The organism is Pirellulaceae bacterium (assembly GCA_029243025.1).
In the GTDB taxonomy this organism is placed as follows: Bacteria; Planctomycetota; Planctomycetia; order Pirellulales; family Pirellulaceae.
The window spans coordinates 1-24832 of the sequence record JAQWSU010000058.1 but is presented as its reverse complement, the minus strand read 5'-3'; the positions used below and the strand labels follow the sequence as shown (position 1 = coordinate 24832).

Genomic DNA, 24832 nt, shown 5'->3' with positions numbered 1-24832 from the left:
CGGCATCACGAAGCCGTCATCAAGATGCATCATGGTGTGCGGCGACAGATACCGAACCCCATTATAATCGCCTTCTCCCCAGCGCTTCATGCACTCCAGGAAATCATCCTTCGTGACATAGGGATAGAGCCCCATGGCGGTAGTGTGGTAATGCGACGGATCAACTCCCGGGTTATCGAAGGAGTTGATGTCGTAGACTTCCCATTTTGACCAGTGCAGGTGATGCGGGATCGGATTCAGATTATCGAACTTCTTGGAAACAATCGGCCAGGTTGGATCACCGAAAAGCGACTTCGCAAATGCCGTTATCTTCTGACCCATGACCGCTGCGGGATTGGCGACGATCAAATCCTGCAGTGAGATCACTTGCCCGTTTGGAGTGAGGACGTGCGATTCACCTTCGCGAAACGGTGCCTTATTGGTACGTGTGTCGATGACACCTGTCACGATGGGGACGGTGCAACCCATCCAGATTTCATCGAGCCCCGTACCGTTCATGTAGTTCGGATAGTACGACCCCTCATCAAGGCGGAGGCGTTTACCTGGCGTACAAAATGTCCGGCCGGCGTAGCGGTGCAGGAGTTGCAGCACCCCGTCGTGCTTGTTGAGGCAGTCATCGAGAATCGAATCCGATGCTCCGCCCGCCCCGTCAATCACATCTTGTTGCGGGTACTCGTGCAGTTTATCCGTGAGAATTGACGTCGGGGCAGTCATGAGTGATGCACCTCAATGAGTTTGAAGAAGCATGTACGTTCCCAAAAACGGGAAAGATGAAAGGGGGGGGGTGCCAAGTTGCCACAACACAGCAGGGCGGCCCCCAGAATCGGAATATCCTAGATGCTAGCTGAGCTTAGAACAAGCCGGCGCAACATGGCCACGACGGTTCCAAAATCTTCGTAGCCATCGAGCAACAGGCTACTTCTCTGCAGTCACTTTCACGAAATGCACCTGGTTCACCTCACCGTTGCGCTTACCGAGCCGGATGAGCCCTTCGCCACAGCTCACCAGGCTCTCGTGGTCGTTAAGGCGGCAGACCCCTGAGTTCCCCAGGGTGGCATAGTTCTCCGGGATGAGGATGCGTTCGGTGGCACGGATCACACGCAGCGTTTCGGGATGGACCTGCCCAATAAACAACGGCGCGCGGTGTCTGAAAACGTGGTCGTTGTCCGCCCCTTTGCGGGTGTAGACCAGAAACAGTCCCCCTCCGGCCGTGAGCCAATGCTGTTGCGTGTTGTAGCTACCCAGGAGTGTCTCATCGTCGAACTTCCATTCACGAATGGGTTCAAAATGGATTCCATCCACGCCCTTGGTCACGAACGCGGAGTGGTCGGCCCGCAGGGTCAGGTAATAGTTTCCTTCGAATTCGGTCAGCGACGGTTCGTAGAGACCTCGGTCCTGCGGTATGTTCAACTCCGAACCATGTTCCTTGTAAGTTAAAGTCTCGCCGTCGAATCCACAGCGCACCACCACACTCGTATAGTTGCGACGTTCGGCGCCTCTCTGATAGCGGACCGGGAGGAGGATGTCGCCATTGAGCAGATCGACACGCTGATGGTTGCCGGCATTCGCAGCGACGATGGCCTTGCCCGAGTGATCCTTGTCCGGCATGACCAAAAACTTCATCGGCCCCCATTCGCCGCTCTCCGGGTTCATGACCGCGTAGGAGACTTTCTCTCGAGTGAAGATCTCGCGTTTACCCCCCTCAAAGTTGAAGGTCTTGCCGGTAGTGAGCACTACTTCTGACTTTGCGTGCCAGGTCGGCGAAAGGTCGCCGATCGCCACTTCGAAGCCATCGTCCTGTTTAGCTCGCTTCAATGAAGGGATGATCGTTGGCTCGCTCCAGTTCTTGCCACCATCTCGGCTTACCGTCTGAAAGATGTCGTGAAAATCGTGCGATACCTTTTTGCCGGTCTCCGACATGGTGGTGACCCATAACGGTTCTTCCCCTGGGACTTGCGCGGTGCGGGCCTGCCACCAGTCCCATCGTTCGGTCCCCACGATAGGAGTGAGCATCTCGATCCGCAGAGCCACCTTTGCAACCAGCGACCCTCCGTCCGCACACATCAAAGTCGACGACGGCTGATGATCCACCGAAGACTTCACCGATCGCGACTCTCGCAACTCGGCTTTCGATGGGGCCTCTTGCCCACAAGCCTCAAGGGCGACTCCAAGCAATACGAACAAAGTCAAGAATCGCAACATTTGGTTTCTCCGTTTCTCCATCGTGCTTGCCAGAATCACCTGGTCAACCCTTCCCGTACACAACCGTCTTCACAACTTTTCTCTGCCTAGAGTGTAACGCAAGTTACTGGTTCAGAAAGAAATCGCGATCCCGTGAGCGGGACGTATTTCGTTTATTCGACATCGGATGGTTCGGAGCCGACCGCCGTAACAGGCGACACAGCCGACAAGACAGCCGTGTATAAACAAAGTTTTGGCAAGGCTCGGCGGACGTCACGCAAGCCGTTGGTTTGAACGCTTACGGCATTATGGGACTGGCGGGTAATGTCTTCGACGATGAGGAAACAGAGTGGGACTTGACGAATCACGTGGCTTGAAATGCTCGCGGTTCCCGCGGCGACTTTTGGTACTCCTCCGATTGGGAGACGTCATCGTGCCGGCCCCCAAATCCCACAGCACCGAGCCCTTCAACGTTGGTTTTTGAGTCGCAAGTCTTTCATCATCCTCGAATGTGCTGCCGGAGCCGGGTTCGGTGTTGATTTGGGGCTTGCTTGGATTAGCCGGTGTCTTTCTGGGTAGAAAGCGGTTGCGGAAATAGTCCTTTCTACAGCTACGTACAGACCGGATCTAGAAGTCCCGGCAGAGGCTGGATCAACCATCAATTGGGCCGTCCGCAGGGCTGGCATGTCAACCAAACCGCATCCCACAATCTAGAACTATGTACCCGCTCACGCTTTCGGCATCAGTTACCAACCGCGATCGACGCGTCAATGAATCCTTGGCTTCTATTCCGAAACAGAGGTCAAAGCGATGTAACCGCGGCGGCAACAACTACGTCCAGCAATAACGCGAGACGAGCACTCAATGGGAACCGCGCTAGCCAAGCCTGCCGAAGCTGTCAGGAAAATGGCTCCCATCCCCGCTGCTCGCCTCAAATCCTGTAAGGCTGACGATGAAATCTCCCCCCGGGGTGATGGCTCGTGATGACGTCCATCAGCTGGCTGAGCTCGGCATCGAGCTCGGGGGCTCGAATGATGACCTCGCTGGCGAAGCGCGAGTGTCGTCCACGGTCTGATTGGAGCGACCTGATAATTGACTTAACCTCGTCCTTGTACTGGCGCATCTCCTTGAACACTTCGTTGATGCGAGTGCTCTCAATCACCTGTTCTTTTTGAGCTTCCTCTAACAGGTATTCGAGGATCACGCCGACATCCGAGTTGTCCATACAGTAGACATCTCTCGAAATCGACTCTGGTGTCTTGGACGGGTTGAAAAAATTGTATCTGGCGTGGAGTTGCCCTTTTACTTTGGTCTCCTTCGACCAGATGACACCACAAAGTTCAGCAACCACATCGTGGGCCAGCGTTGCGGGAGAGGTTGTAAGTGTCGATGCCTTGCTACCAGCGACAGCCTTGATGACGGCGTTCCAGCCGTTTGCATATTCGTTGGCCTTAATGATATTGAGATGATCTTCTTGGGTGGCGAGGTCAGCAAGGGCATTATTGAAGACTTTTCCAAACTTACCCTTGCCCTTGTGTTGGAAGGCCACCAGATGATTGAGGGTGTGCGCAAGATGCCCCTCCATCTTGAGCATGAGATAGCCTCGCCCGGTATACTCCGTACCAGTGTGGGTTTGATCACCATCAAACTTGATATTCTGGACTAAGAGTTCATTACCGCCTTGGACAAACTTAAAGCTCGCCCTGCCGGAAGCCAATGGGCGGAGCTTAACGCCGATCCCAGGGATACGCCATTCAGGCCGTTCGACCTCCGACGCAGAGTGCCCAGTCAGGGTTTTGCTGTGCGTACCCAGGTGACTGGACCAACGGCCGGCTAGGTTGTTAACGGCGTCCCAAACCCCTTTTGGTGAATGAGGGAGTGTCTCGTAAGAGATCAGAAAAGTCCCTTTGACGACTGGCTGGTACACCCAGCATGCAATGTAGAGCGATTGAAAGTAGCGTTCTGGCTGGCCGGCGGCCAATGCGAGGGTTTTGATACTGGGAGATTGGCCAAATTCTTTAACCAGGAAGTCATGCCAACCTTTCCCGCTGTCGAAAGGCGAAAAAAAGATCGGCTTGAGGCGCGGGTCGCTCACCGCGATCATTTCCCTGAAATCATGGTCCATCCGCCGATCTCCCTCAAACCACCCATTGGACCTATTTACGCAACGCGGCGGTCATCGTACCCAACACCCTCTTGAAAAGCCAGCTCCAACAAAATTTAACCGGAATGTGGGGTGTGCCGGCCGTCTTCGCTCCCCGGATTCGTAGGTAGGGGGACAAACGGGGACGGGAGCCGCTTTTCCCGCAAAATAGGCAGCATAGCCAAACTATTCAAGCCGCTCACGGATTGGCGTCAGGTATCAACCGCAATTGGCGGGAGAACGTCTCGTTGGCTTTCACTCCAACGCCATGATGCGCACGGACACCACGAAACTGTCGGGGAGACGATACCTCTACCCAAGCTGTCCAGGTGGCGATCCGAAGAGCCTGCACGAAGGTCGGCATCCCACCTTGGACACCCCACAGGTAACGGCACGCGGCACTGACGAGGATCCGAGAGCAACGTGGACTGGAAGTTGCTGCCGCGATCGGTGGTCACTGGACCCTTTCTGGCATGCGACGAGCTGCCGCCGCGCATCATCGCCGTGAAGCCGCTCCTATGCCGGCCTCAATTGAGACAACTGATCGGCGATGACGTCCAAATTGTAATGGGTAAGCGATGGAGGGAGGGCGGCGAAGTTATCCCAAATGGGGAGCAGTGAAGCGTCCCGAGCAAATGACGGCTTCGCGATATTAGCTGGCTTGTGCGTCTCGTTGTTGGCCCAGGTCCAATTCGTTAGGAAGTGGACTTTTGTTGGCACGGTCTGCGTGCCGCACCAATGGAACAAGATACTGCCCTTGTCGAAGGGAACCGCGCTTGCCCCCGGCTCGAAGTACTGAAACAATTCCCGCGCCTCGAGATCCGTATCTCCAATCCTGGGCGGATTAGTTCTGAATACTTGGCTGTAGTAGACCTCGCGCCCTTCAAACACCAAAGTTCCGCCAAATGTGCTGATCCCCCATCGAATGAGTCGGGACATTTCTTTGGTAGCCGTGAGATCGTTGTACCGAGCTTTCGACGGAGAGTCATTGTCGTAGCCTTCGACGCTTGTCTTGAACTCGCGCATATAGGCCTGGCGTCCGCTCTCCACCATCGAGAAGGGCGCCGCGAAACCCATTGCATGATGTATGAACTCGGCAATTACGGGGTCTCTCTTCTTATGCAGATACGTACCCGCCTTGCCGTAATAGAAGTCCATCATCTGGCAGCCGCTGTCGATGTAGAAATTAGCTCGGCGGCCTGGATCGAAGAGGTTTAGTTCGCGCTCCAGGACCTTGCGGACGTTGAAGGGGTTTGTATGTTCCGACGGTTTGAGATGCCAGGGAACGCCCCGCGTGTCTTCCAAGGCCAGCCTTTCGTGAACCGGCTCTAACGAAGCCAGGCCTGGCGGGTGTGGTCGCTGCGCATGGCGCGCCTCACGATCCAGGTGAGAACGCGTCTGGACGTTGTACCCATCAGCTTCGAGCTCCGAGGTGCTCCTGTGCGGCCTCGCCGCCCACCGCTTCAGACCACTTACAATGTTGCTCCCTATTCCCTCCGTCCCGTAGACGAAGGTGTGCTTCCGGAACGCCTCTTGAAGGCGAGTTCGTCCCACCTTTTTTGCGGCTGCTTCCACCAGCCAAAAGCGATGATCGTGGACACTTCTTCGATCGTGGACACTTCTTCCGAACCCGAACCTCATAATGTCATCTCACAAGTCAGATGTTTTCAGAGTGTACTAATCAGAGTGTACTAATCAAGAGTGTACTAAGAAGTGCCTGCGGTTAATCAACAAGCTGTCTTAACATGACGGATATCGTCTTCAGCTAGTCGCTGCCGGCGATGGTGTACCCAATTCTGTAGATATGCGGGCCACTAATATTTGAAGTAGAAGATTTACCGGGAGACTTTCCCTCTTCAAAAAATTCTGGGCCGGGTACCTAACAATCAAGAGATCCTGTTTGAAAGGTACCCCTGCCGCACCAATCGACTGTGATTCATCAACACCATCGCGCTTACTCTCCGGTAAGGCTTCACCGGCCATTTGCTCCGTGACCCAAGCAGGATCCAGATGGTTCTGGGGTGCCAATCTACCGCTAAGGAGATCCTGCTTCGAAGCTGTCGTCACCCTACAGGCCTACGGGATTCCACGGTTGTCGGCGTTTCGCCCAACATTCCGTTAGGCGCGGAAAACTGCAATGGTTACGATGGCATTGGCCACACTTTGTTGAATCGCACTGTTCTACCCTTAAGCAAGTATGCCAACGCGGGTTTGCGTGCGCGTTTCCTCCAAGTTGGGCTACAATCAGTTTCGGCTTTCGTCGAAAACCTTTGGAGCACCCCCCCATGGCATTTCGTACTTTCTTCGCACGGCCTTCTACGCTTCGCCATCGCGCAACATGGCGATTAGCGCACGAACGACTAGAAAGTCGGCGAGTACTTGATAGCACGGTGGTGTTTAATGAAATCATGTACAACCCTGTCGATGAAGACGCGACGATGGAGTTCATCGAGCTCAGAAATCAAATGTCGGTCGACATGGACGTTTCTGGCTGGCACATAACGGGCGGCGTGGAATACACCTTTGAACCGGGGACTGTAATTGAGGGTGGCCGCCTGCTGGTCGTCGGAATTAACCCTTCCGTTTTGGAAGCGAAAGCCGGCGTCCCAACCGTGCACGGGCCTTGGAAAGGTCAGCTCAGCAATGGCGGAGAACGGATCGAACTAAGGGACAATAACGATCGCCTGATGAATGTCGTTGAATACGACGACCGCGGTGATTGGCCGATAGCTGCCGACGGGTCAGGAGCGTCTTTGGAAAAGCTAAATGAAAGGAACTCCAACAGCCAACTGGCCAAGAACTGGAGTTTTAGTTCGATCGTAGGTGGTACGCCCGGTGCCAATAACGAAATCCAAATCGGAACCTTCCAATACAGCGAGCTCATCGCGCGCTCAAGTCCTGTCACTGCACTCGTGCCGATCGACGACGGTTTGGGTACGAGCTGGACGCAAAACGATTTTGACGATAGTGCGTGGCTAGTTGGAAATACGGGAGTTGGCTTTGACCTGGATGGAAACGCCGACATGGATCCATTCATCGGCCTGGATTTGGTCGCACCCCCCAACGGACAAGCGCCCATGCCAATGATCGACGTCAACTCGTCCGTCTACATCCGAGTGCCGTTTCAGTTGGACCGTAGCGTCAACGATTTCGTGCAGCTTGAGATGCGCATGCGGTACGACGATGGATTCGTCGCCTATTTGAACGGAGTGGAATGGGCAAGCCACCGTGCACCCGGCCGAGACGGTGAAGACGGCCTGCTCAGCTGGAACTCTTCTGCAACTGGCTCGGCCCCACGTTCGGGGGCACGCGTGCCGCAATCGTTTGATCTGCTCAGTCGACCGGAATTATTAAACAAGGGCGAGAACCTGCTGGCCATCCATGGACTCAATCGACAGGCCTCTGATGAGGACCTCTTGATTGATCCAACAATGATTGGCGTGACGGTTATCGAGGATGCGACCCCCGTTTCCCCGACGGTATCCATCAACGAAGTCAGCGGCGCCGATGATTCATCGTTTCTCGAACTTTTCAATTTCGGGAATCAACCCGTTGAGCTGGGCGGATTAACGCTGAAATCGTCCGCACATGACACCGAATACACATTCCCACCCGCTTCGCGGCTGGCCCCTCACACTGCGTGGTCGATGACTGATACGGCCCTCGGTTTTGGACTTGAATCCGGTGATCGAACGTTTCTTTTTGCGAACGATGGCGCGACTGTTTTGGATGCGGCCCTCGTCGATGCCAATCTTCTGGGTCGGTCACCTGATGGAATCGGAACCTGGCAACAGCCGACCGGTCCCACCCCAGGCCAGCCCAACGATTTTGCCTTTCACTCGGAAATTGTCATCAACGAAATCATGTATCATTCCCGACCGACTCCTTATCGGCGGGAGACTCCACCGGACGTAACGCGGACGGAAGTCGTAAGTTTCAATCATCATTGGAGGTACAATGAGTCCGGCGATCCGCTGCCCACGGGTTGGCAGGCGGCAAATCACCCCGAGGGCGGCAATTGGCATTCCGGACCTGGTTTTTTCGGCGTCGCAAATCGGGTTCCGTCACCCGGAATTCAGACCGAACTCGAGCGACCCCGGACGAATTCGGTGATCACGACGTATTTCGAAACGGAGTTCGACCTATCCGCCGAACAGATTGCCCTTGCCGATCGAATACAGCTACAACATGTGATCGATGACGGTGCCGTCTTCTACCTCAATGGCCGCGAGATTCTACGTTTCAACATCGACGACGGCCCCGTTGACTCGACCACGCTTTCAAGTCGCATGGTATCCACCCTCTCTATCAGCGACTTAATTGACTTCCCAGCCGACTTCCTCCTTGAAGGGACAAATCGCATCTCGGCCGAAGTGCATCAGCGCAGCGTTCGCAATACTGACGTTCTGTTTGGTGCCAGGTTGTTTGTTGCGCACGACACGTCGGCCCTCGTTCCGTCAAGTTCGTTCGAGGTCAACGAAGAAGAGTGGATCGAATTGTACAATCGAGGCGACCAACCGATTGAACTCGACGGGTGGAAACTCGATGACGCCGTTCAGTTCGAATTCCCAGATGCGACAACAATACGGCCCGATGGCTATCTTGTCGTCGCAAAAGACCCAATCCGTTTACGAGAAAAGCACCCGCATCTTTCTAACATCATCGGTGGATTCAAAGGCACCTTATCGAACCGAAACGAACAGATCGTGTTATTGGATGCTGCCGAAAACGTAGCGGACGCAGTCCATTATTTCGACGGTGGCCACTGGAACGTTTTGCCAGATGGCACCGGCCCCAGCCTCGAGTTGATCGATGCCGATGCAGAAAATTCACGGGGTGAGTCATGGTCCGCCAGCGACGAGGCAAGTCGTTCAAAGTGGCAAAATTATACGTACCGCGGTATTGCAAAACCCGCAATGCCTAACGAGCCAAGCTTATGGCAGGAATTTGCCTTTGGATTCTTGGATGGTGCTGGCGAAGCGCTAATTGATGACATTAGCGTGATCGAGGAACCCCGTGGTATAGCCGTTGAGTTGATTCAGAATGGCAGCTTTGCGGATGGCACTAGTGAGCATTGGCGGCTGCTTGGGAATCATCAACACAGTCAAGTCGTCGACGACAACGGCAATCATGTGCTGCACGTCATTGCCAAGGGTGCAACGGAATACCAAGGCAACCAAATCGAGACCACATTGGCCAACGAAGCGGTGATCACCAATGGAACAGAGTACCAAATCTCGTTTCGAGCAAAGTGGCTGACCGGTTCTCAGCAAATCAACTCTCGTCTTTATTTCAATCGGCTGGCCCAAACGACCGTACTCGAAACGCCAAACAATCACGGGACACCCGGCACGATCAACTCAACCCATCTAGACAATGCGGGCCCGACTTACGACGAGCTTCGCCATTCCCCAACTCTTCCCAAGCCGTCCGAACCCGTGACAGTTTCTGTCGTGGCAGACGACCCCGATCACGTCACTTCGGTAAATCTCTGGTACCAAGTATCCGGAGAATCATGGCAAGACGTGACCATGACCCGAAACGAGGCTGGACGATTTACCGGGGTAATTCCTGGTCAGAACGCGGCATCCGTCGTGCAGTTTTATGTCGAGGGAGAGGATAGTTTAGGAGCCCTGACAACGATCCCGCACGCAGGCCGTGAAGCGCGAGCTTTGTTCATTGTTGAGGATGGACAAAACGACTACATCGACGCGCAGAACTTCCGGCTGATCATGACTCAAGACGACTCGGACCACCTGCATTTGGGAACCAACTCATTGAGCAACGAGCGTCTGGGAGCCACCGTTGTACACGATGATCAAGTCTTCTATGACGTTGGGGTGAGACTCAAGGGCAGCTTTGTCGGGCGTGACGTATTGCGTGTGGGATTTAATCTTCTCTTCAATCCAGATCAACTGTTTCGTGGCGTCCACCAAAAGGTGTCCGTCGATCGCAGCACCCATGCGGTGCTTGGTGTGGATGAGATCTTGATCAAACATATTGCGTCCCGTGCGGGAGATATCCCTAATATGTACGACGACATCGTCCATTTTATCGCTCCGAAGTCGATTCACACGGCCAAAGCCACCATTCGAATGGCCGCATTCGACGAAGTCTATTTGAATTCGCAGTTTGAGAACGGAAGCGATGGCACGCTCTTCGAGTATGAGGTGATACGGTGGGCGACGTCGACCGTCGATGGAGATCCAGAGAGTCTAAAACGAGCCGGTGGGCACCACACGCCGAATGGGAATATGGGCTTCGATTTCCAAGACTTCGGGGATGACAAAGAAGCTTACCGTTGGGTTAACCTGATTACTAGCAATCGCACACGGGACAACTTCGACTCGATTATCGCACTGAACAAGGCGCTTGGCGAAGACATCGAGTCGTTGCACGAAGCGACGCGCGAAGTAATGGACATTGATCAGTGGATGCGAACCGCAGCCTACCAGTCGTTAGTCGGACCCGCCGACGCGTTTTTCACAGGGGCAAGCCCTCACAATTTTCGACTTTATGTTCGCCCCGACGGCAAAGTGTTGTATCTACCATGGGATTGGGATTCCGCTTTCCAACGCGTGCCCCGTTCACCACCGATGAACGGGCAGGGCTCGCTGCGTCGCGTCATCAAACTACCAGCCAACTTAAGACTGTTTTACGGTCATATGTTGGATATCGTCGACAGGTCGTTTAATGCTGACTACATGAAACGGTGGGTTGAACATTATGGCAAGCTAGCCCACCAAGACTTCGGCCACCGACTGTCATTCATCGATGCGCGATCCGTTTATGTGGCGAAACGAATCGAGGACACTTACCCACGTCAGCCATTTGCCATCACGACGCAAGGTCCCGTCGACGCCCTCGACGGGATCGTCCGCGTCTCGGGGACAGCATGGTTCGACGTGCGAGAAATACGAGTTGCCGGATCGAGCATTCCATTGGATGTCACCTGGGAGACAGAAACCCGTTGGCAGGTCGATTTGCCTGTGGGACAGGGAACCGAGCCGCTGCGGTTCGAGGCCTTCGACTTCCATGGCAATCCGTTGGCAGGCGCGAACGTCACGATAAACAACCCAACGCCGAATCCCGTCATCGACTCACTGAGAATTGCTGAGCTACATTACAACCCGGCCGAGGCAACGCCTGCAGAATCGGAAGCCGGATTCGCCAACAATGACTTTGAGTTTGTCGAACTCGTCAACACGGGCACCGACCCGATTTTGCTGCACGACGTGCAACTTACCAAGATCCGTTCCGGTGGCGATGAACAGGGCTTGGAGTTTGATTTCCGCCATTCGGCCGTCACTCAACTCGACGCCGGCCAGCGTATTGTTTTGGTGGAAGACCTTGACGCTTTTCGCTTTCGGTACGGCGAGCTTCCCCTTGTGGCGGGACAGTGGTCCGGTGGACTCAGTAATCAGTCTGAGATGGTTACGTTGACGGTCGGAGCAACAGTAATCCAACAATTCAAGTACCAAGATACTTGGTATCCCACCACGGACGGCAGCGGCATGTCACTCGTAATCGTTGACCCGCTTGCCGACGTCGAACAATGGAATCAGCGCACCGGGTGGAGTCCAAGTGGTGTGGTCGGCGGCTCACCGGGCCGTGAAGATACCCAGGACGACATCCCGGGCGACTCGAATCAGGATGGAGTATTTAATTCCAGCGACCTCATGCTGGTTTTCCAGGTCGGCAAATACGAAAACCGTAACGCGAACCACGCCACGTTTGAGGATGGTGATTGGAATGGCGACGGCAAATTCGACTCCAGCGACCTGGTCTATGCCTTCTCGGAAGGCAATTATGTCGATGCCGCCGCAGTCGGCGTGCTGACTCAACTCGATGATGCGAAAGTCGCAGCCAGTTTGGACCATGCGCCCCTCGTCGATGATGAATTGATGAGAAATCGAGTCGCCGAAAGCAGGCTTTCCGTCCGGGAAGATGCGACAGAGCTGCAGTTGCTGATCCAGGCTCGGGAAAGCGTCTTTGACTCCATGGATTACGACGCTTCTGGGGCATCCAGTACTGAACTCGACGATGACCTGCTTGATCAACTGGCAAGCGAGCTGTAAACGCGATCGCCTGCGCGCGGCTATGCCGCCAGAAAGGCGAAACCATGAAGATTGCTGCTGCTCAACTTGACGTCCGCCTTGGAGACATCGAGTTTAATCAGTCGCGGATCATTGAGTTGGTCGGAAACGCAACGGCCGCTGGAGCGGGCCTTGTGTTGGCGTTTTTGCTGGGGGGGATATTCGCTCGAAGGGACGGCGATTCTCGCAAGTCGCACGTTAGAACCGCAGCATATTCAACGAGTATTTCGCGATTTGGGCTGACCAGAATACTCCTTTCTTGCTGCTTGACAATTCATGCTCAGCCGGAAGACATTGCCGCACGCGGCAGCTTGGAACGCTGGACGTGAAGTGGCCCTCAACTAATTCGCATGCGTTCCCCACTGCAGCTAACGCCGCGGGAGACATTTCTGCCGCAGCTTAGGCGGGTTGGGTAGACGCAGTTCTTGTTGAGTGCGTGTGGGTTCGGCTCGCGTTATTGTTTGATTGGCATTGTTCGGCGCAGCTGTTGGCTCGGTGGTCACATCGCTTCGAATCCAACTTCGGAATGGAAGCCACCGAAACGTTGACCCGTCATTCACGGTTGGTACCTGAAGACAAAAACGTGAGCAGAGATGTTGCTACGGCGATTGGATGAGGCGGTTTAGCTGGCCTGCCTTGCGGCAAATCGGCTCCGGTCCTGTTTCTTCCGGTTGTTTTTCGTTCAGCTGCCAAGCACGCCCTGGGTGTTCACAAAGAGTGAATAGATCGAAGTACTCCCGCACATGAAGAGTCGGTTGCGATGTCGTCCACCAAAACAAACGTTTCCGCACCGTTCGGGAAGGTTGATCTTTCCAATTAGTTTTCCTCGCGAGTTAAAAACTGCGACGCCATCAAGGCCTTCGGCTCCCATGCCCCATCCAACCCAGAGGTTTCCATCGACATCCACACGAAAGCCGTCGGGGGTTCCAGTGTTTTCGGCCGTGATGAGAGGTCTCGCGTTTGCCAACCTCGTTCCATTGTCCGTAACGTCATAGGCTCGAATAATCCGTGGCGAAACACCTGCTTCAACGATATACAATCGCGTTTCGTCGGGTGAAAAAGCAAGGCCGTTCGGGCGATGAATGTCTCCGGCAACGACGTCGATATCGCCAGACTTGGGATCAACTCGGTAGACGTTCGTTGGCAGTTCGACTTCAGCCGTGTGTCCTTCGTAGTACCCTAGAATTCCGAATGGCGGATCGGTAAACCAGATTGATCCATCTGATTTGCAAACAACGTCATTCGGGGAGTTGAGTCGCTTTCCCTTGTATCGCTCAGCGATTACCGTAATGCTTCCGTCATATTCCGTTCGTGTCACTCGGCGCGCATCGTGTTCGCAAGTCAGCAAACGCCCTTGCCGGTCTCGCGTGTTTCCATTTGAATTATTCGACGGTTGGCGAAAAACACTGACAACGCCTGTTTTTTCGTTCCAACGCATGATCCGATTGTTTGGAATGTCGCTCCACAGGAGATAACGGCCATCACCAAACCAAACAGGCCCTTCACTCCAACGCATGCCCGAGGCGAGTTTTTCAACTTTTGCAAGCGCTAATCGGTACTTCTTAAAACTCGGATCGAGGACTTCGATCCGTGGGTCGGGATACCGCTGACTGGGTTGCCATTCGTCAGCGCGGAGAGAGGCACACATGCCAAGAGCGCTCCCGGTAAGAATGAATTGGCGTCGATCAAGACGGAGCAAGTCGCTTTTTTTTTTGTGTTTCGCATGGGAGGTCTCATAACGGAATAGCAAGGAAGAGGGTGCCTGCAAAAAATATATACTCCGGAACAGAAGTGGCGGATGCGCGCTACGGATCCGCCTATTTTATACTCGACCGCAGATTGATTTGAAGCCAGTTTTTAGCTTTCTGAATTCTTGGGCTTTTGGTTTGCGGAATACGTGCGTTGGAATCGTGTCCGCTTTCCTCTCGATGAGGATCACGGATGCGAGTTGATTCTTCGAATCACCGATCGGAGGGTATTTCTTCGGACGGGAATGGGAGCCATTTTTGCCTCTAACGCGACACGATAGCGCGATTGCCGTCAAGTCGCTAAACGTAAAGGTAGCTGACTACCGCTGACGGATCTCGTTGGCTTCGAGCAAAAACAGGCCGAGGAACCACCCGAGAATCCGTCTCCAGCTGAGTAGAAAAGATGGGGCGAGCGATTGGTCAATGAGCAAGGGCCAAGCGACGACGAGGCTCTCGAGATGTTGACTCTGATTAGATGAGCCGGTTCTTCGCGCAGCCAATTCGCACAAGACGTCAAGATCGTTGAACACGAGCGATCGGTACAAATCTGGATCGCCAAGCAAGATCGGACCGAAGCCGATTAGAAGCGGCAAAGAGATCGATCAGTTGTCAGTTAGAGAAAAACCTTTAACCGCACTGATGAAATTGATGCGGCACAGGCGTCGAGCAATCTAGCTGACTTTCGATCGTCAATCGAGGCTATCCGGATGAAAGAACTAACCACTTGCCGTTCCGCCGCTAACTCGGATCCCAATTCACGTCGAACAGATCAAATGGATTCCCGTTCTTCTTCGTCAGTGGTGATCGATATCTCGGCGATACGGCCGGCGGGAAAAGCATTTTTTTTGTAACTTCAATTCCTGAGCGTCGGTGTTCCAGTTGAATTGAAGAAGAGGCCAAAAAAACGAAACCGGCAAAGAGCATACCTGGAAACATCGACGACGCGAACTAACGCTAGAAAGATGAAAGAGACGCTCGCTTGCACAGTCAAATTGTTTGGACGGAAGCTGCGTCGATGCCAATTTAATTGCTACGGACACACGCAGTTATTTGCCTGGGAACTCGACGAAATTTGAGCGGGGTCTAGGAACTGATGGCTTGTTGGTCCTGTTGGACTGTCAGTGACGTGTGTAGGGTTGGCGGTCGTTCAGAATTGCCTGATTTCCATCTTCAACCTTTTTTCCGGTTTCGGTTCTTTCCAACCCCGTTGCGTCGCCCAGGACTTCCAAACGCCATATTTTTTTGCGCTCCATCGAATCACCAGCCCGGGCAACGCAACCACCGTCGCTGCGACAGGGAGAAAGATTACTAGTAGCAGGGGAACGTGAGAGATAAAGCCATCAGCCAGGAACCAATAAAAAAGCGGCAATCCCAGCGCGGCTAGGATCCCGTAAATCCAGAGACAACCCCGTTCAGCGGGTCGTTTGAATATGACCGGATCAACCGCCTGCGGCGTGTGCATTTTCTTGTCGCAGATCTCACAGGTAAAGGTGGTGTCGGTCGTCAACCTTGACGGACCGTCGCTACTGTGAACTCGCCGCGTTTTTGCCTGGAGATGATAAGCCGTGTGTTCTTGGCACGTCCAGCACCATAACGCCTGGTAATTGGGTTTTGTCAATTGAGTCCTCGACTCGTCGTTTGAGCGATCAGAATTCACAAAACGGTCCGATGAAAGATAAATGGTTCTTCCTTCGCTCTATCCTAGGATGTTTACCAATGGATGCAAATTAATGAGTCTGATGAACAGAATGGAAGTTCTTCCCCGTTGTTAACTTCGGAGGAACAAAGGGGACGGGAGCCATTTTTGCCGCAGCTTAGGTGGGCTGGGGCGAAGCTGTTCTTGTTGAGTGCTGGTGGGCTCCGCTTGCGGGATTGTTCGATTGGCTTCGTTCGGCGCAGCTGTTGCTTCTGTGGTGATATCGCTTCGAACCCTGCTTTGGAATGGAAGTCATCGAAACTTTGGCGCGACAATCGCGGTTGGTACCTGACGCCAAAAACGTGATCGGCGATCTTACTACCGGGACTGGCTCAAGCAGATTAGCTGTGCTGCGTAGCTTGTGGTAAAATCGGCTCCCGTCCTTGTTCATCCCAGTGGTGATGCCGCAAAATAGCTCCCGTCCCCGTTGAAGCCCTACGGCAATCTACTCGACCTTCAGTAAGTCTAAAAAAAATTTTCGTGAAACTGCGACAGGCGCTCAAAGTCGACGCTGGTCAGCCCAAATGTTTTGGCATTGTAGCGATGATGACCGCATTTTCTCGGCGGGTTGTTGGCGATCCAGTCCTTGTGCGCTGCCGTTGCCGTGTCATCAAGGGGCATGTCGATGTGGTCGTAAATCCTCTGCAGCTGCCCGTGGGGATCGCTCATCAAGTCATCATCGCGAATGTCGAGAAAAATCTCCGTATCGAGTTGTTCACGAAACCCCGCAACTCTTTCCAGGTAAAAGGCCATTTGCTCGACCACGTCACGCCCCAGAAGATGCGGGTCGAAATCATGTTCGCAAATCCTGCCAATCGAACGGTACAAGCTGCACACCGATGGGAGAGTCTTTTCCACTGGGCGGTGGATCTGAATGATCCGAGCGTCGGGGAATTGCCGAGTGATACTGCCCAGGTTGTTGCCGTAGGTCGAAAAACCGGGCGACTTGAGCAACCACTGGCCTTGGGGTGCCCACCATTGCAGGAGCTTGAGGTGGTTTATCTAGAAGGCAAAGGCCGCGTCGAAAAAGTCGTCGCCTTGTTCGCGTAAGAACTGTTGGTACGAGGCGACGCGAGAATTTAACGCCGGGCATGTCGTTGCAAAGGTGCTCTGCATGAACGGATAACACTCTTCGGGTCCGTCGGGATCGGACAGATGGATCGCCTGAAAACGCGCTCGCCAGGGTGCGAGATCCTGGCGTTTTTAAAGGCCCCTTTCGCGCGGGGATCGCTGCGAAAATACGCTGGGTCGTTGACGAAGGCCGGCTCGGCGGGCGGCGCCTGATGGATCTCCCAGGAACGCGGATAACGGAAGCGTTTGTCTGAGACCATCAGGTGGTGCAGCATGGTCGTGTCCGGACGCGGCGGGGCGATAATGTACACCGGTCGTTGGATCTCCTGGATCTCGATGTCGTCGAAGCGCTTCATGTAATCGACCAAGCGCAGACGATAACACAGCCGCGACACCACTTCTTCCCCTTGAAGCTTGCGCCCCGTTCGGTTGGTCTTCTTGTGCTCGTTCACCGCCTGAGCAAGCCTGCGTAGGCCCTGCAGGAATTCGGGTGTACCAAAATCGTCGAGACCGGTCGCGTCGCGGGCCTGTTGCATCAGAACATCTGCACGCATTGGCGCGACGGGACCGCCGAGGGCGCGCCACACCTGGTCGACGCGCTCGACGCTGCGAAAGCGAAACCCATTGGCGAGCCATTTGAGCCTGACAAGGAGTTTCGGGGCGGTGGCGGACATTCGAACGGACCTAATTGAATAACTCACCGAGGTTTGTGCCACGCCTGTGCGGCTCGTCAGTTAGCACCGACCGATCAGTTGCTGTCGCCTCGCTTCGGCTACTTGAGCTGCGCTGGATATTCCTGTTTGCCATGTTTTCCATACGCTAACTGGGCCAGGTCTGCCTGAAGCGGCTTTCTCGATGATATCTAGAGCCGTCAGATTCTTTTAAGGTCGCGGCCAAGACAGCGCGATCTCGTTCTACCAGAAAGAGGGACGGAAGCCAATTTTGCCTTGAGATGATGAGAACGAATGGCGGAAAAGCAGATTGCGGACGGATCTTCTCGTGGTCTAAAATCTTTGTAAACGAGACCACATTCAGGGAGATGCGGCAATGAAAGGTTTACCTACTCTAACCATCGTCGGTTTGTTGATGGCTCCTGCCTTTCTCCCTGGCCAACAGATCTCGCCCAACCCCATTCCGGCGGTTAAAGCAGCTGCGCAGGCTGATTCTGATCGAGCAGCAGCGGCCAAGCAGGCTCGAGCCCTATTGGATAAAGATGCAGTTGTTAACTCGAGCGGGATGAAATTGAAGCTTTTGCCTGCGGGGGAGTTCACGACGGGGTCGCCGAATGTGTTATTCCCAGATGAACAACGAGCGCACCAGGTTACACGGAGTCGACCTTTTTACCTTGGTGTGTATGAGATCACGCAAACAGAATATCAGCAGGTGATGGGCAAGAATCCTAGCAAGTTCAAAGGAGTTACCATTCCGGTTGATTCGGTGAGTTGGGACGAAGTAGTGGAGTTTTGTCGTAAGTTGTCTGCTTTTCCAGCTGAAAAGGCTGCCGGTCGGGTTTATCGATTGCCCACGGAGGCGGAATGGGAGTACGCGTGCCGTGGTGGGGAGAAAACAATTGGAATACGGCCAAAAATTTCCAGGCGTTTGGAAAGCAGCTTAACGATTTGGCTTGGTACCTCAGCAACTCCGACAATAAAACTCATCCTGTGGGTCAGAAGTCAGCAAACCCCTGGGGTTTTTATGACATGCACGGCAATGTTTGGGAGTGGTGTCAGGATTGGTTAGGGGCTTATTCGAGTGGTGCAGTGACCGATCCTCAAGGGGTTTCATCGGGCAAGTATCGCGTGTTTCGTGGTGGCTGTTCGAGCTTTCCCTTCGGGTTTTGTCGGTCGACTTACCGCAACGGGAGCCCACCGTCTTACCGCTTCTCCAGCGGCAGATAGGCTCAAACCGGGGGCTTTCGTGTTTCCCTGATTCCGTCGGGCGAGTAGGCGGAGCCTATGATTAGTCGGTACGGAAGGCGCGAGGCGAAGCCCGCGACTGGAGATGTCGGAGGCCAGTGGGGCGGAGCGAGAAGAAACCAATGAAATACAATCGAGGGGCCCCAGAAATAAAATCCGCTTCCTTCCTTTCAAGTTGAGGCTTGAGAACGCACTCCTTCTAAGGAACGAACAAAACTCGCCGAGAAGACGACCGCGTATTCACGCACTCTTCCGGCATATTGCGTTTAATCCTTTATTGTAGGGGGGTGCCGTCCAAGCAGGGCTCCTTTCATGAGTAGGTGCCCTGCCCCGCCTGGTTTTTTGCACCCGTCAATTCTCCATTCGATCCAATGATACAGGGAGAAAATCCGTACGCCTTGGGAGGGCTATTTCTTCAACCGCCGACTCACGTGGAAACCGGCCAGACCCAGCAGGCTCCACACCATTAGCGATCCTGGTTCTGGAATTGCGTTCTGTTCGTCCGCTGAGACAACACTGGCGACTCGAAAGCCAATGATGTTGTTGGGCCCGTCCGGGAAATCAGGGAACCGAATCGAGGACGGTAGGTTTTCCGCAAACTCAAACCAAGCTCCTCCGCGAGCGCCGCGATCAGACGAAACATCGTTGTTTGTTAAATTAATCGTTGTCTCCTCCCACTCCCACACATTACCTGCCATTCCCATGATGCCATGGGCATTCAAGCCACCGGCTTGCGTGACGTCTGCTGGGCCTTGTTCCCATGTATGGTCATACACAGCGGTGTGCGGGGTCGTGCCGCTGGTCACTTGGCTCGGCAGCGAACCATCTAGAGTCGGATAGTTAAAGTAGTTTCCCGTGCTCGGATCGTAGTAGGCCGCTTTGTACCATTCGCCCATGCTGGGCAGGAAGTAGTGGGCGTCCTTATGGCGGAACAGGTTTTCGCCGCCCAGTTGCCAGGCTTCCTCTGACGTCCAGAGCGCGATGTTATCGTCGACGCCATCCGTCGTGAAATTGTAAGCTGCCTGGTGTCCCTGGCTGGTATTAAGCCAGTTCACGAAACGAGCCGCATGATTCCAACTTACACTCGTGGCGGGTTTGTTCGCACCACGTGTGTCTTTGGAATAAATATTCAGCGACTGGGAAGAGTTGAACTTGTCGATCATCTCCTCCCTAACTTCGTATTTCCCGATCTGGTACTTGTAAGCGACCGAGCCAGCGGGATTGGGTTTTCCTGTCGTATCGTTGGCGTTGGCGGGATTGCCGATTTCGACGAACGTCATGTCAAACTGGTTGCTACCGCTACCGAAGGTTATGACGCTCGCATCAGCGGGGCCAAGTAGAGCCAAGAAGAAAAGAGAAATCGCCAGAGATAGTAGACGCAGGGTGATCGCTCGATTCATGGATTGATCTTCTTGAGAAGTGAATGAAGTCAGTTTTTGGATGCCATCCATGGGAGACGATGAAGCTTGGGTTCTCGTTCAGACTATTGGTCTTGAAGCCAAAATTTTAACACGTACTGAATGGAAGTACCAGGGATCGCGCGGTGAATAACCAGGAACTGGTTGTGAAGTTAGCTCGCTTCCTGCAACGTAAACTTCTTTCAACGAATAGTACCGCAGGGGGATTTCGCTCGACGTTCCCCAGAGGGAAAAAGACCTGTCGACCGAATGTAGGAATGTAAAGGTGTGCTAACGCTTGAATGCGATGGCCTAGGCGAAGGTTTACTCTTTGCCAACTGTTGACCAGCAGATCTCTTAGAAAACAGAGATCCACAGACGGTGGAACCATTTGACGACGAGATAGATCTGCTGATCAACCTACTTAGCGACGACGCTTCCACCAAGTAGCGATACAGCCAACGACGCCAAGCAACGTCCAAGTGATCATCGAGGTAGGTTCGGGAATGGGGTCAGGATCTGAACGGTTGATGGTCAGGCTGTCCGAAATGAACTCCTCAACATTCGGGTTTAAAGTTTCGACAGCGGAGATAGGATCAAGGCAAATCGAGATGACTTAACATCGATGGGTCTGTAGAGCTTCAGGGGTGGGGCACCTTCCAAGTGGTGTGTCTTAAGGAATAGGACTCACCCAGAAATCTTTGAGACGATGCTCGCAGCGAAAGTACTGATCGAACGTTGGCGAACACTTGTAACACGATCGGCCCGCACAGTGCACCGGGTTATCTGGCCCCGACACCGGAGCCCGTTCAGCCGCACAAGCTGCCTTCCGCGACGCTCCAGCAGCCCTGTGCGGCTGGAGAAAGCTTGATGAATTCAGTAACGTAAGAATTAGTATCGTCCGTGGGGGCAGGTTAAGCCGTCATCATGGTCGATCCACGTACCTCATTGAGACAACTCATCAAGCTTACGAATGACTGATGGGAATTTACTGACCGCAGAATGCCCTGTTCCGTTGACCTCGTTTGAGCTCGTGTAATTAAATTAGTAGTCCCCGCAGTAGATGGGGCACCGTTTGTATACCTTGCAAGCTTAGGCATGTTCGCACCTGCATTCGAGTCACGCAAACTCTTAAGAACTTTTTTTTTGAAAGCGGTGCATGAAAAGTTTCCTACAGCATTCGCCACCGATTACCAGGTACCATCTCGAAAAAGGGGGTAAAGCCCCTCCGAGTTTTTGTATACTGACACACGAACCCCATAGAAACCCCCAGCCTTAAAAGAGAATTACAGTGCGCAAAATTTCATGGCTATCTTTCCGCTCCTTTATCGTTACCCTCTGCGTCATTTCATTGACTTATAGCTCTTTCGCTTGCACGGCAATTAACCTGACTGCCAAAGACGGAACCGTGATTGCTGGAAGGACAATGGAATGGCCGCTGGAAATGGAATGGGAGTTATTGGCCTTACCCAAAGGCACCGAGGTCGAAATTAGTGCCCCCTCGGACTTAAATCTCCCCGCAACGAAACTCTCCAGTAAATATGCTTTTGTGGGGGTTGCCCCATCGCTCTTGAAGGGCGCGCCAGCGTTTCTTGAGGGTCAAAATGAAGCGGGGCTTGGCATGAGCGGCAACTTCCTGCCGCAGTTTACCGAATATCAGACGGTTACCGCTGAAGACAAACAATACGTTTCGATCATAAATTTCGGAACATTGACCCTAGGCATGTTTGGTTCCGTCAAGGAACTAAGGAACGAAATTTTAAAATACAAAGTGTGGTACGACCCCAAGGAAGTTATAGGTTTACAAACGGCGCCATGGCTTCACTTTGTATTCACGGATCGCAGTGGTGAGAGCATTGTGATTGAGTTTGTGAAAGGTCAGATGGTGATTCACGACAATGTCGTGGATGTGCTTACCAATGCACCGACCTATGACTGGCACCTAACAAATGTCAGAAACTATCTTTCCTTATCCGACGAAGGCCGGGCATCCGTCATGATGGACGGAACCAATGTTATACCGATTGGTCAAGGCGGAGGACTCTTAGGATTGCCGGCTGATTACACGCCCCCTTCGCGTTTTGTCAGGGCCACGTATTTGAGAAACTTTGCAACCCAGCCCGCTGGCAGTTCGGACGCGATTCAGCTGATGGGACATCTATTAAATAACGTGGATATTCCGCTGGGCGTTGCCAAGGAGAAGTTAGGCGAGCAAAAGGTATCTGATTACACCCAATGGGTAGCGATTAAAGATCTTTCCAATCATCAATGGAGAATCGCTAATTACGCCAATCGTACGAATTTCATTCAAATCGATTTGAATCGCGTATTCCGATCCAACAAGATGATGCGCTGGATGATCAACGATTTGCCGTACCCATCCAACGACATGACATCGGAGCTCATCAAATAGCAAGGGGAGCTTGGTTACACAGGTCTGAGCTGTTTGCGATTGGGGTTATCAAGAGCCGATTGCGCATTGGCAAACGGCTGATTTCAGCAGGCATGAGCCACTCGTGAAATTATTCTTCCGTTACAAAAAGACTCGCGGATAACCCGTCACTTTTAACCAAATTGGGTTTTTGTTCCGGCGAGGCGACCAAGCGGATCGAACGACTGTGGCGTCGGAAAGGAGTGAAAGTCTCCAGGGAACAGCCCAAGCGGAAACGGCTGTGGCCGGGCGATGGTTCCTGTGTGCGGTTGCGTCCGGCGCACAAGAGCGATGTGTGTTGGAACGCGCGATACGAACAAGTGATCATTGTCATGCGGCCGTGAAAAACTAGGCGGCGATCGATGTTGAGTGGCGTTGAAAGCGTTCAGAACTGCGGTTTCGCAGTTGCCTCCCCCTCTCCGATGCCAACCCATGGAGGTTGCGACCGAGTTGGCGAGAGCAACACCTCTTAACCCAGGCTGAGGGAGACAAAGAGGGGTTCTTGGATCGATTTCCGCCCATCAACAATCCCCCTTAGATCCTGTGTTTTTAAGCCTTTTTTGCTCTCAGCGATCGGCTGTACGGGACGCTGATGTAAGTTGACAGGGGGTGCTGCGGAGCTGCTGGAATTCGTCGCGACACTACTCATCACTCGTCGCTTGAACAGAAGTCAATCTCTTCATCGTCTTTTTTGTCTGGGAGCTGTTTTGCATTAAAAACTAACGTCATTATCCAGACGGGGATCATCACGGGAAGAGAGGCAAATCCCATAAAAAAGAGAGCGAGTCCACCCTGTGCGTCGCTGCTGGAAACTATGTCGATGAAGAGGAAGCAAAACCATGCTGCATAGAGCATAGAACCAATGATCAGGGTAATCTGGCATGCCATCCGTTGAGCAAATAAAGACAGAACTAGCGAAAAGAAGAGTGGTCCGAGAGTGAACGGCGCTATAAACAATACTGGAATCCGATCACTGCAAGCAAGCATGAAGATCCCGATAGCCAGTAGACATGCGGTAAGTATGAAAGCAGGCGGACCTGTTTTGCGTGCCATTTCATCTATTGCTTCACCAGCGGTACGATAACCGGACACTTGTTTCTCCTTTGATCGAGTTCAGTACAGCACCCACACAGTTCAGGAGCCCAGATGAAAATGAGCTGTTCGTTTTTTATTTGATTACCTCCAAATCGTTGAGTCAGATCGGGCCTATTTTCTTCGATGCGCCTGCCCAATACCACCTCGACCCGCTAATGTCCAAGTTTCCAGGGATGACCTTCTGCCCAACTCTGGCACTGATTCCGGAGCTGCTAGTGAGTCTTAGAGGCTATCGGCAGGCAGAGTCAGAGTTTCTGGAGCGTCTGGCGTTTCTACTACAGCCTGCCCCCGTTCTCGCGACAAGCCGGCCCAATATCACCTTAATACATAAGCGTAGAGTTTTAACACCGCTTAAGATTACAATGCGTTGGCAAACACCATCATGATTGCTTTCCATTATCGTGCTGGAGACGAGACCCCCGAGCCTCTGGAAAATCCCACCAGGAAAACATCCTGATGAACAAGAACACCGAAGCTGAAAATCCGTATGCAACGTCGACACACTCGTCAGAAATTGAAAGAGAACGAGCCAAACTCAATCCACTGAACTGGAAACTGCCAGCCGGTGCGATAGGTTTAATGGCGATTGGTTTCCTGTTGATGATTTTGGCTGCACAGGCCGGCGACGGATACGAAGCTTTTGTGTACAGCGGGTTTGTCATGCTGCTTGCTACGCCTGTTTATGGAGCTTTGGTTGTGTGGCTGACAATACAGCGGATCAGGTCCGGCACGAACACCCCTGTCATCATGTTATTTCAGTTGTTTGTTTTGGGCATCATGGGTTGGTGGGTGTTATTGGTCGTGACATTTAATGGATCCCCCGCCTGACTCGCCCGGCCGATACCACCTCGACCGGTTGACGCCCAAGCCTCCAGTGACGACCTTCTGACTCACTCTGGCACGGATTCCGGAGCTTTTGGTGAGGCTTAGAGGCTATTGGCGGGCCGAGTCAGAGTTTCTGGAGCGTCTGGCGTTTCCACCACAGCCTGGTCGATTGCCTTGAGACACGCCTATCGCAATTCTGAGATAGTCAGACGATGACTGAGCGCCGACGCTTA

General features: G+C 53.3%; 15 protein-coding genes and 1 pseudogene. 7 read left to right on the top strand and 9 right to left on the bottom strand.

The annotated features are described in order from the left end of the window. From P8N76_28620 to P8N76_28605, 4 genes are all read right to left on the bottom strand, one after another. On the bottom strand, positions 1–714 hold a 714-nt coding region (locus tag P8N76_28620; protein MDG2385667.1), incomplete at its 3' end, for a hypothetical protein. Between the two features lie 201 nt (positions 715–915). Continuing rightward, positions 916–2202: a sialidase family protein gene (locus P8N76_28615; protein MDG2385666.1), complete on the bottom strand. Its 1287-nt coding sequence runs from the start codon at positions 2200–2202 to the stop codon at positions 916–918. 910 nt (positions 2203–3112) lie between these two features. Then, positions 3113–4306, bottom strand: coding sequence for a hypothetical protein (locus P8N76_28610; GenBank protein ID MDG2385665.1), 1194 nt, complete (start codon positions 4304–4306; stop codon positions 3113–3115). A 534-nt stretch (positions 4307–4840) separates the two neighbouring features. Further along, positions 4841–5629 (bottom strand): hypothetical protein, encoded by a 789-nt coding sequence (locus P8N76_28605; protein ID MDG2385664.1) that lies wholly within the window; start codon positions 5627–5629, stop codon positions 4841–4843. A gap of 980 nt (positions 5630–6609) precedes the next feature. Here P8N76_28605 and P8N76_28600 point away from each other — a divergent pair. Both P8N76_28600 and P8N76_28595 read left to right on the top strand, forming a co-directional pair. Then, the gene (locus tag P8N76_28600; protein ID MDG2385663.1) at positions 6610–12402 is read left to right on the top strand and encodes a lamin tail domain-containing protein; all 5793 of its coding nucleotides are present in this window, start codon (positions 6610–6612) and stop codon (positions 12400–12402) included. 44 nt (positions 12403–12446) lie between these two features. Then, positions 12447–12749, top strand: a complete 303-nt coding sequence (locus P8N76_28595) for a hypothetical protein (GenBank protein ID MDG2385662.1) — start codon at positions 12447–12449, stop codon at positions 12747–12749. Positions 12750–13102: 353 nt separating this feature from the next. Here P8N76_28595 and P8N76_28590 read toward each other — a convergent pair whose 3' ends face one another. Together P8N76_28590 and P8N76_28585 are read right to left on the bottom strand one after the other, a co-directional pair. Continuing rightward, positions 13103–14068 carry an SMP-30/gluconolactonase/LRE family protein gene (locus P8N76_28590; GenBank protein ID MDG2385661.1) on the bottom strand — a complete coding sequence of 322 codons (966 nt, stop codon included), beginning with the start codon at positions 14066–14068 and terminating at the stop codon, positions 13103–13105. 1247 nt (positions 14069–15315) lie between these two features. After that, positions 15316–15786, bottom strand: a complete 471-nt coding sequence (locus P8N76_28585) for a hypothetical protein (GenBank protein ID MDG2385660.1) — start codon at positions 15784–15786, stop codon at positions 15316–15318. Between the two features lie 558 nt (positions 15787–16344). Here P8N76_28585 and P8N76_28580 point away from each other — a divergent pair. After that, positions 16345–16914: a hypothetical protein gene (locus tag P8N76_28580; protein MDG2385659.1), complete on the top strand. Its 570-nt coding sequence runs from the start codon at positions 16345–16347 to the stop codon at positions 16912–16914. Between the two features lie 29 nt (positions 16915–16943). Here the strand turns inward: P8N76_28580 and P8N76_28575 are convergent, their stop codons facing one another. Beyond that, positions 16944–17609, bottom strand: coding sequence for a hypothetical protein (locus P8N76_28575; protein MDG2385658.1), 666 nt, complete (start codon positions 17607–17609; stop codon positions 16944–16946). Positions 17610–17982: 373 nt separating this feature from the next. On the opposite strand from P8N76_28575, the gene P8N76_28570 reads away from it, so the two are divergent. Then, positions 17983–18675: a formylglycine-generating enzyme family protein gene (locus tag P8N76_28570; protein ID MDG2385657.1), complete on the top strand. Its 693-nt coding sequence runs from the start codon at positions 17983–17985 to the stop codon at positions 18673–18675. Between the two features lie 583 nt (positions 18676–19258). Here the strand turns inward: P8N76_28570 and P8N76_28565 are convergent. After that, on the bottom strand, positions 19259–20251 hold the full coding sequence (locus P8N76_28565) for an SUMF1/EgtB/PvdO family nonheme iron enzyme (protein ID MDG2385656.1): 993 nt from the start codon (positions 20249–20251) through the stop codon (positions 19259–19261). Positions 20252–21539: 1288 nt separating this feature from the next. On the opposite strand from P8N76_28565, the gene P8N76_28560 reads away from it, so the two are divergent. After that, on the top strand, positions 21540–22661 hold the full coding sequence (locus P8N76_28560) for a choloylglycine hydrolase family protein (protein ID MDG2385655.1): 1122 nt from the start codon (positions 21540–21542) through the stop codon (positions 22659–22661). 188 nt (positions 22662–22849) lie between these two features. After that, a pseudogene (locus P8N76_28555) lies at positions 22850–22963 on the top strand (IS3 family transposase). A 364-nt stretch (positions 22964–23327) separates the two neighbouring features. Here the strand turns inward: P8N76_28555 and P8N76_28550 are convergent. Beyond that, on the bottom strand, positions 23328–23771 hold the full coding sequence (locus tag P8N76_28550; GenBank protein MDG2385654.1) for a hypothetical protein: 444 nt from the start codon (positions 23769–23771) through the stop codon (positions 23328–23330). 459 nt (positions 23772–24230) lie between these two features. On the opposite strand from P8N76_28550, the gene P8N76_28545 reads away from it, so the two are divergent. Continuing rightward, positions 24231–24602, top strand: coding sequence for a hypothetical protein (locus P8N76_28545; GenBank protein ID MDG2385653.1), 372 nt, complete (start codon positions 24231–24233; stop codon positions 24600–24602). Positions 24603–24832 lie beyond the last annotated feature (230 nt).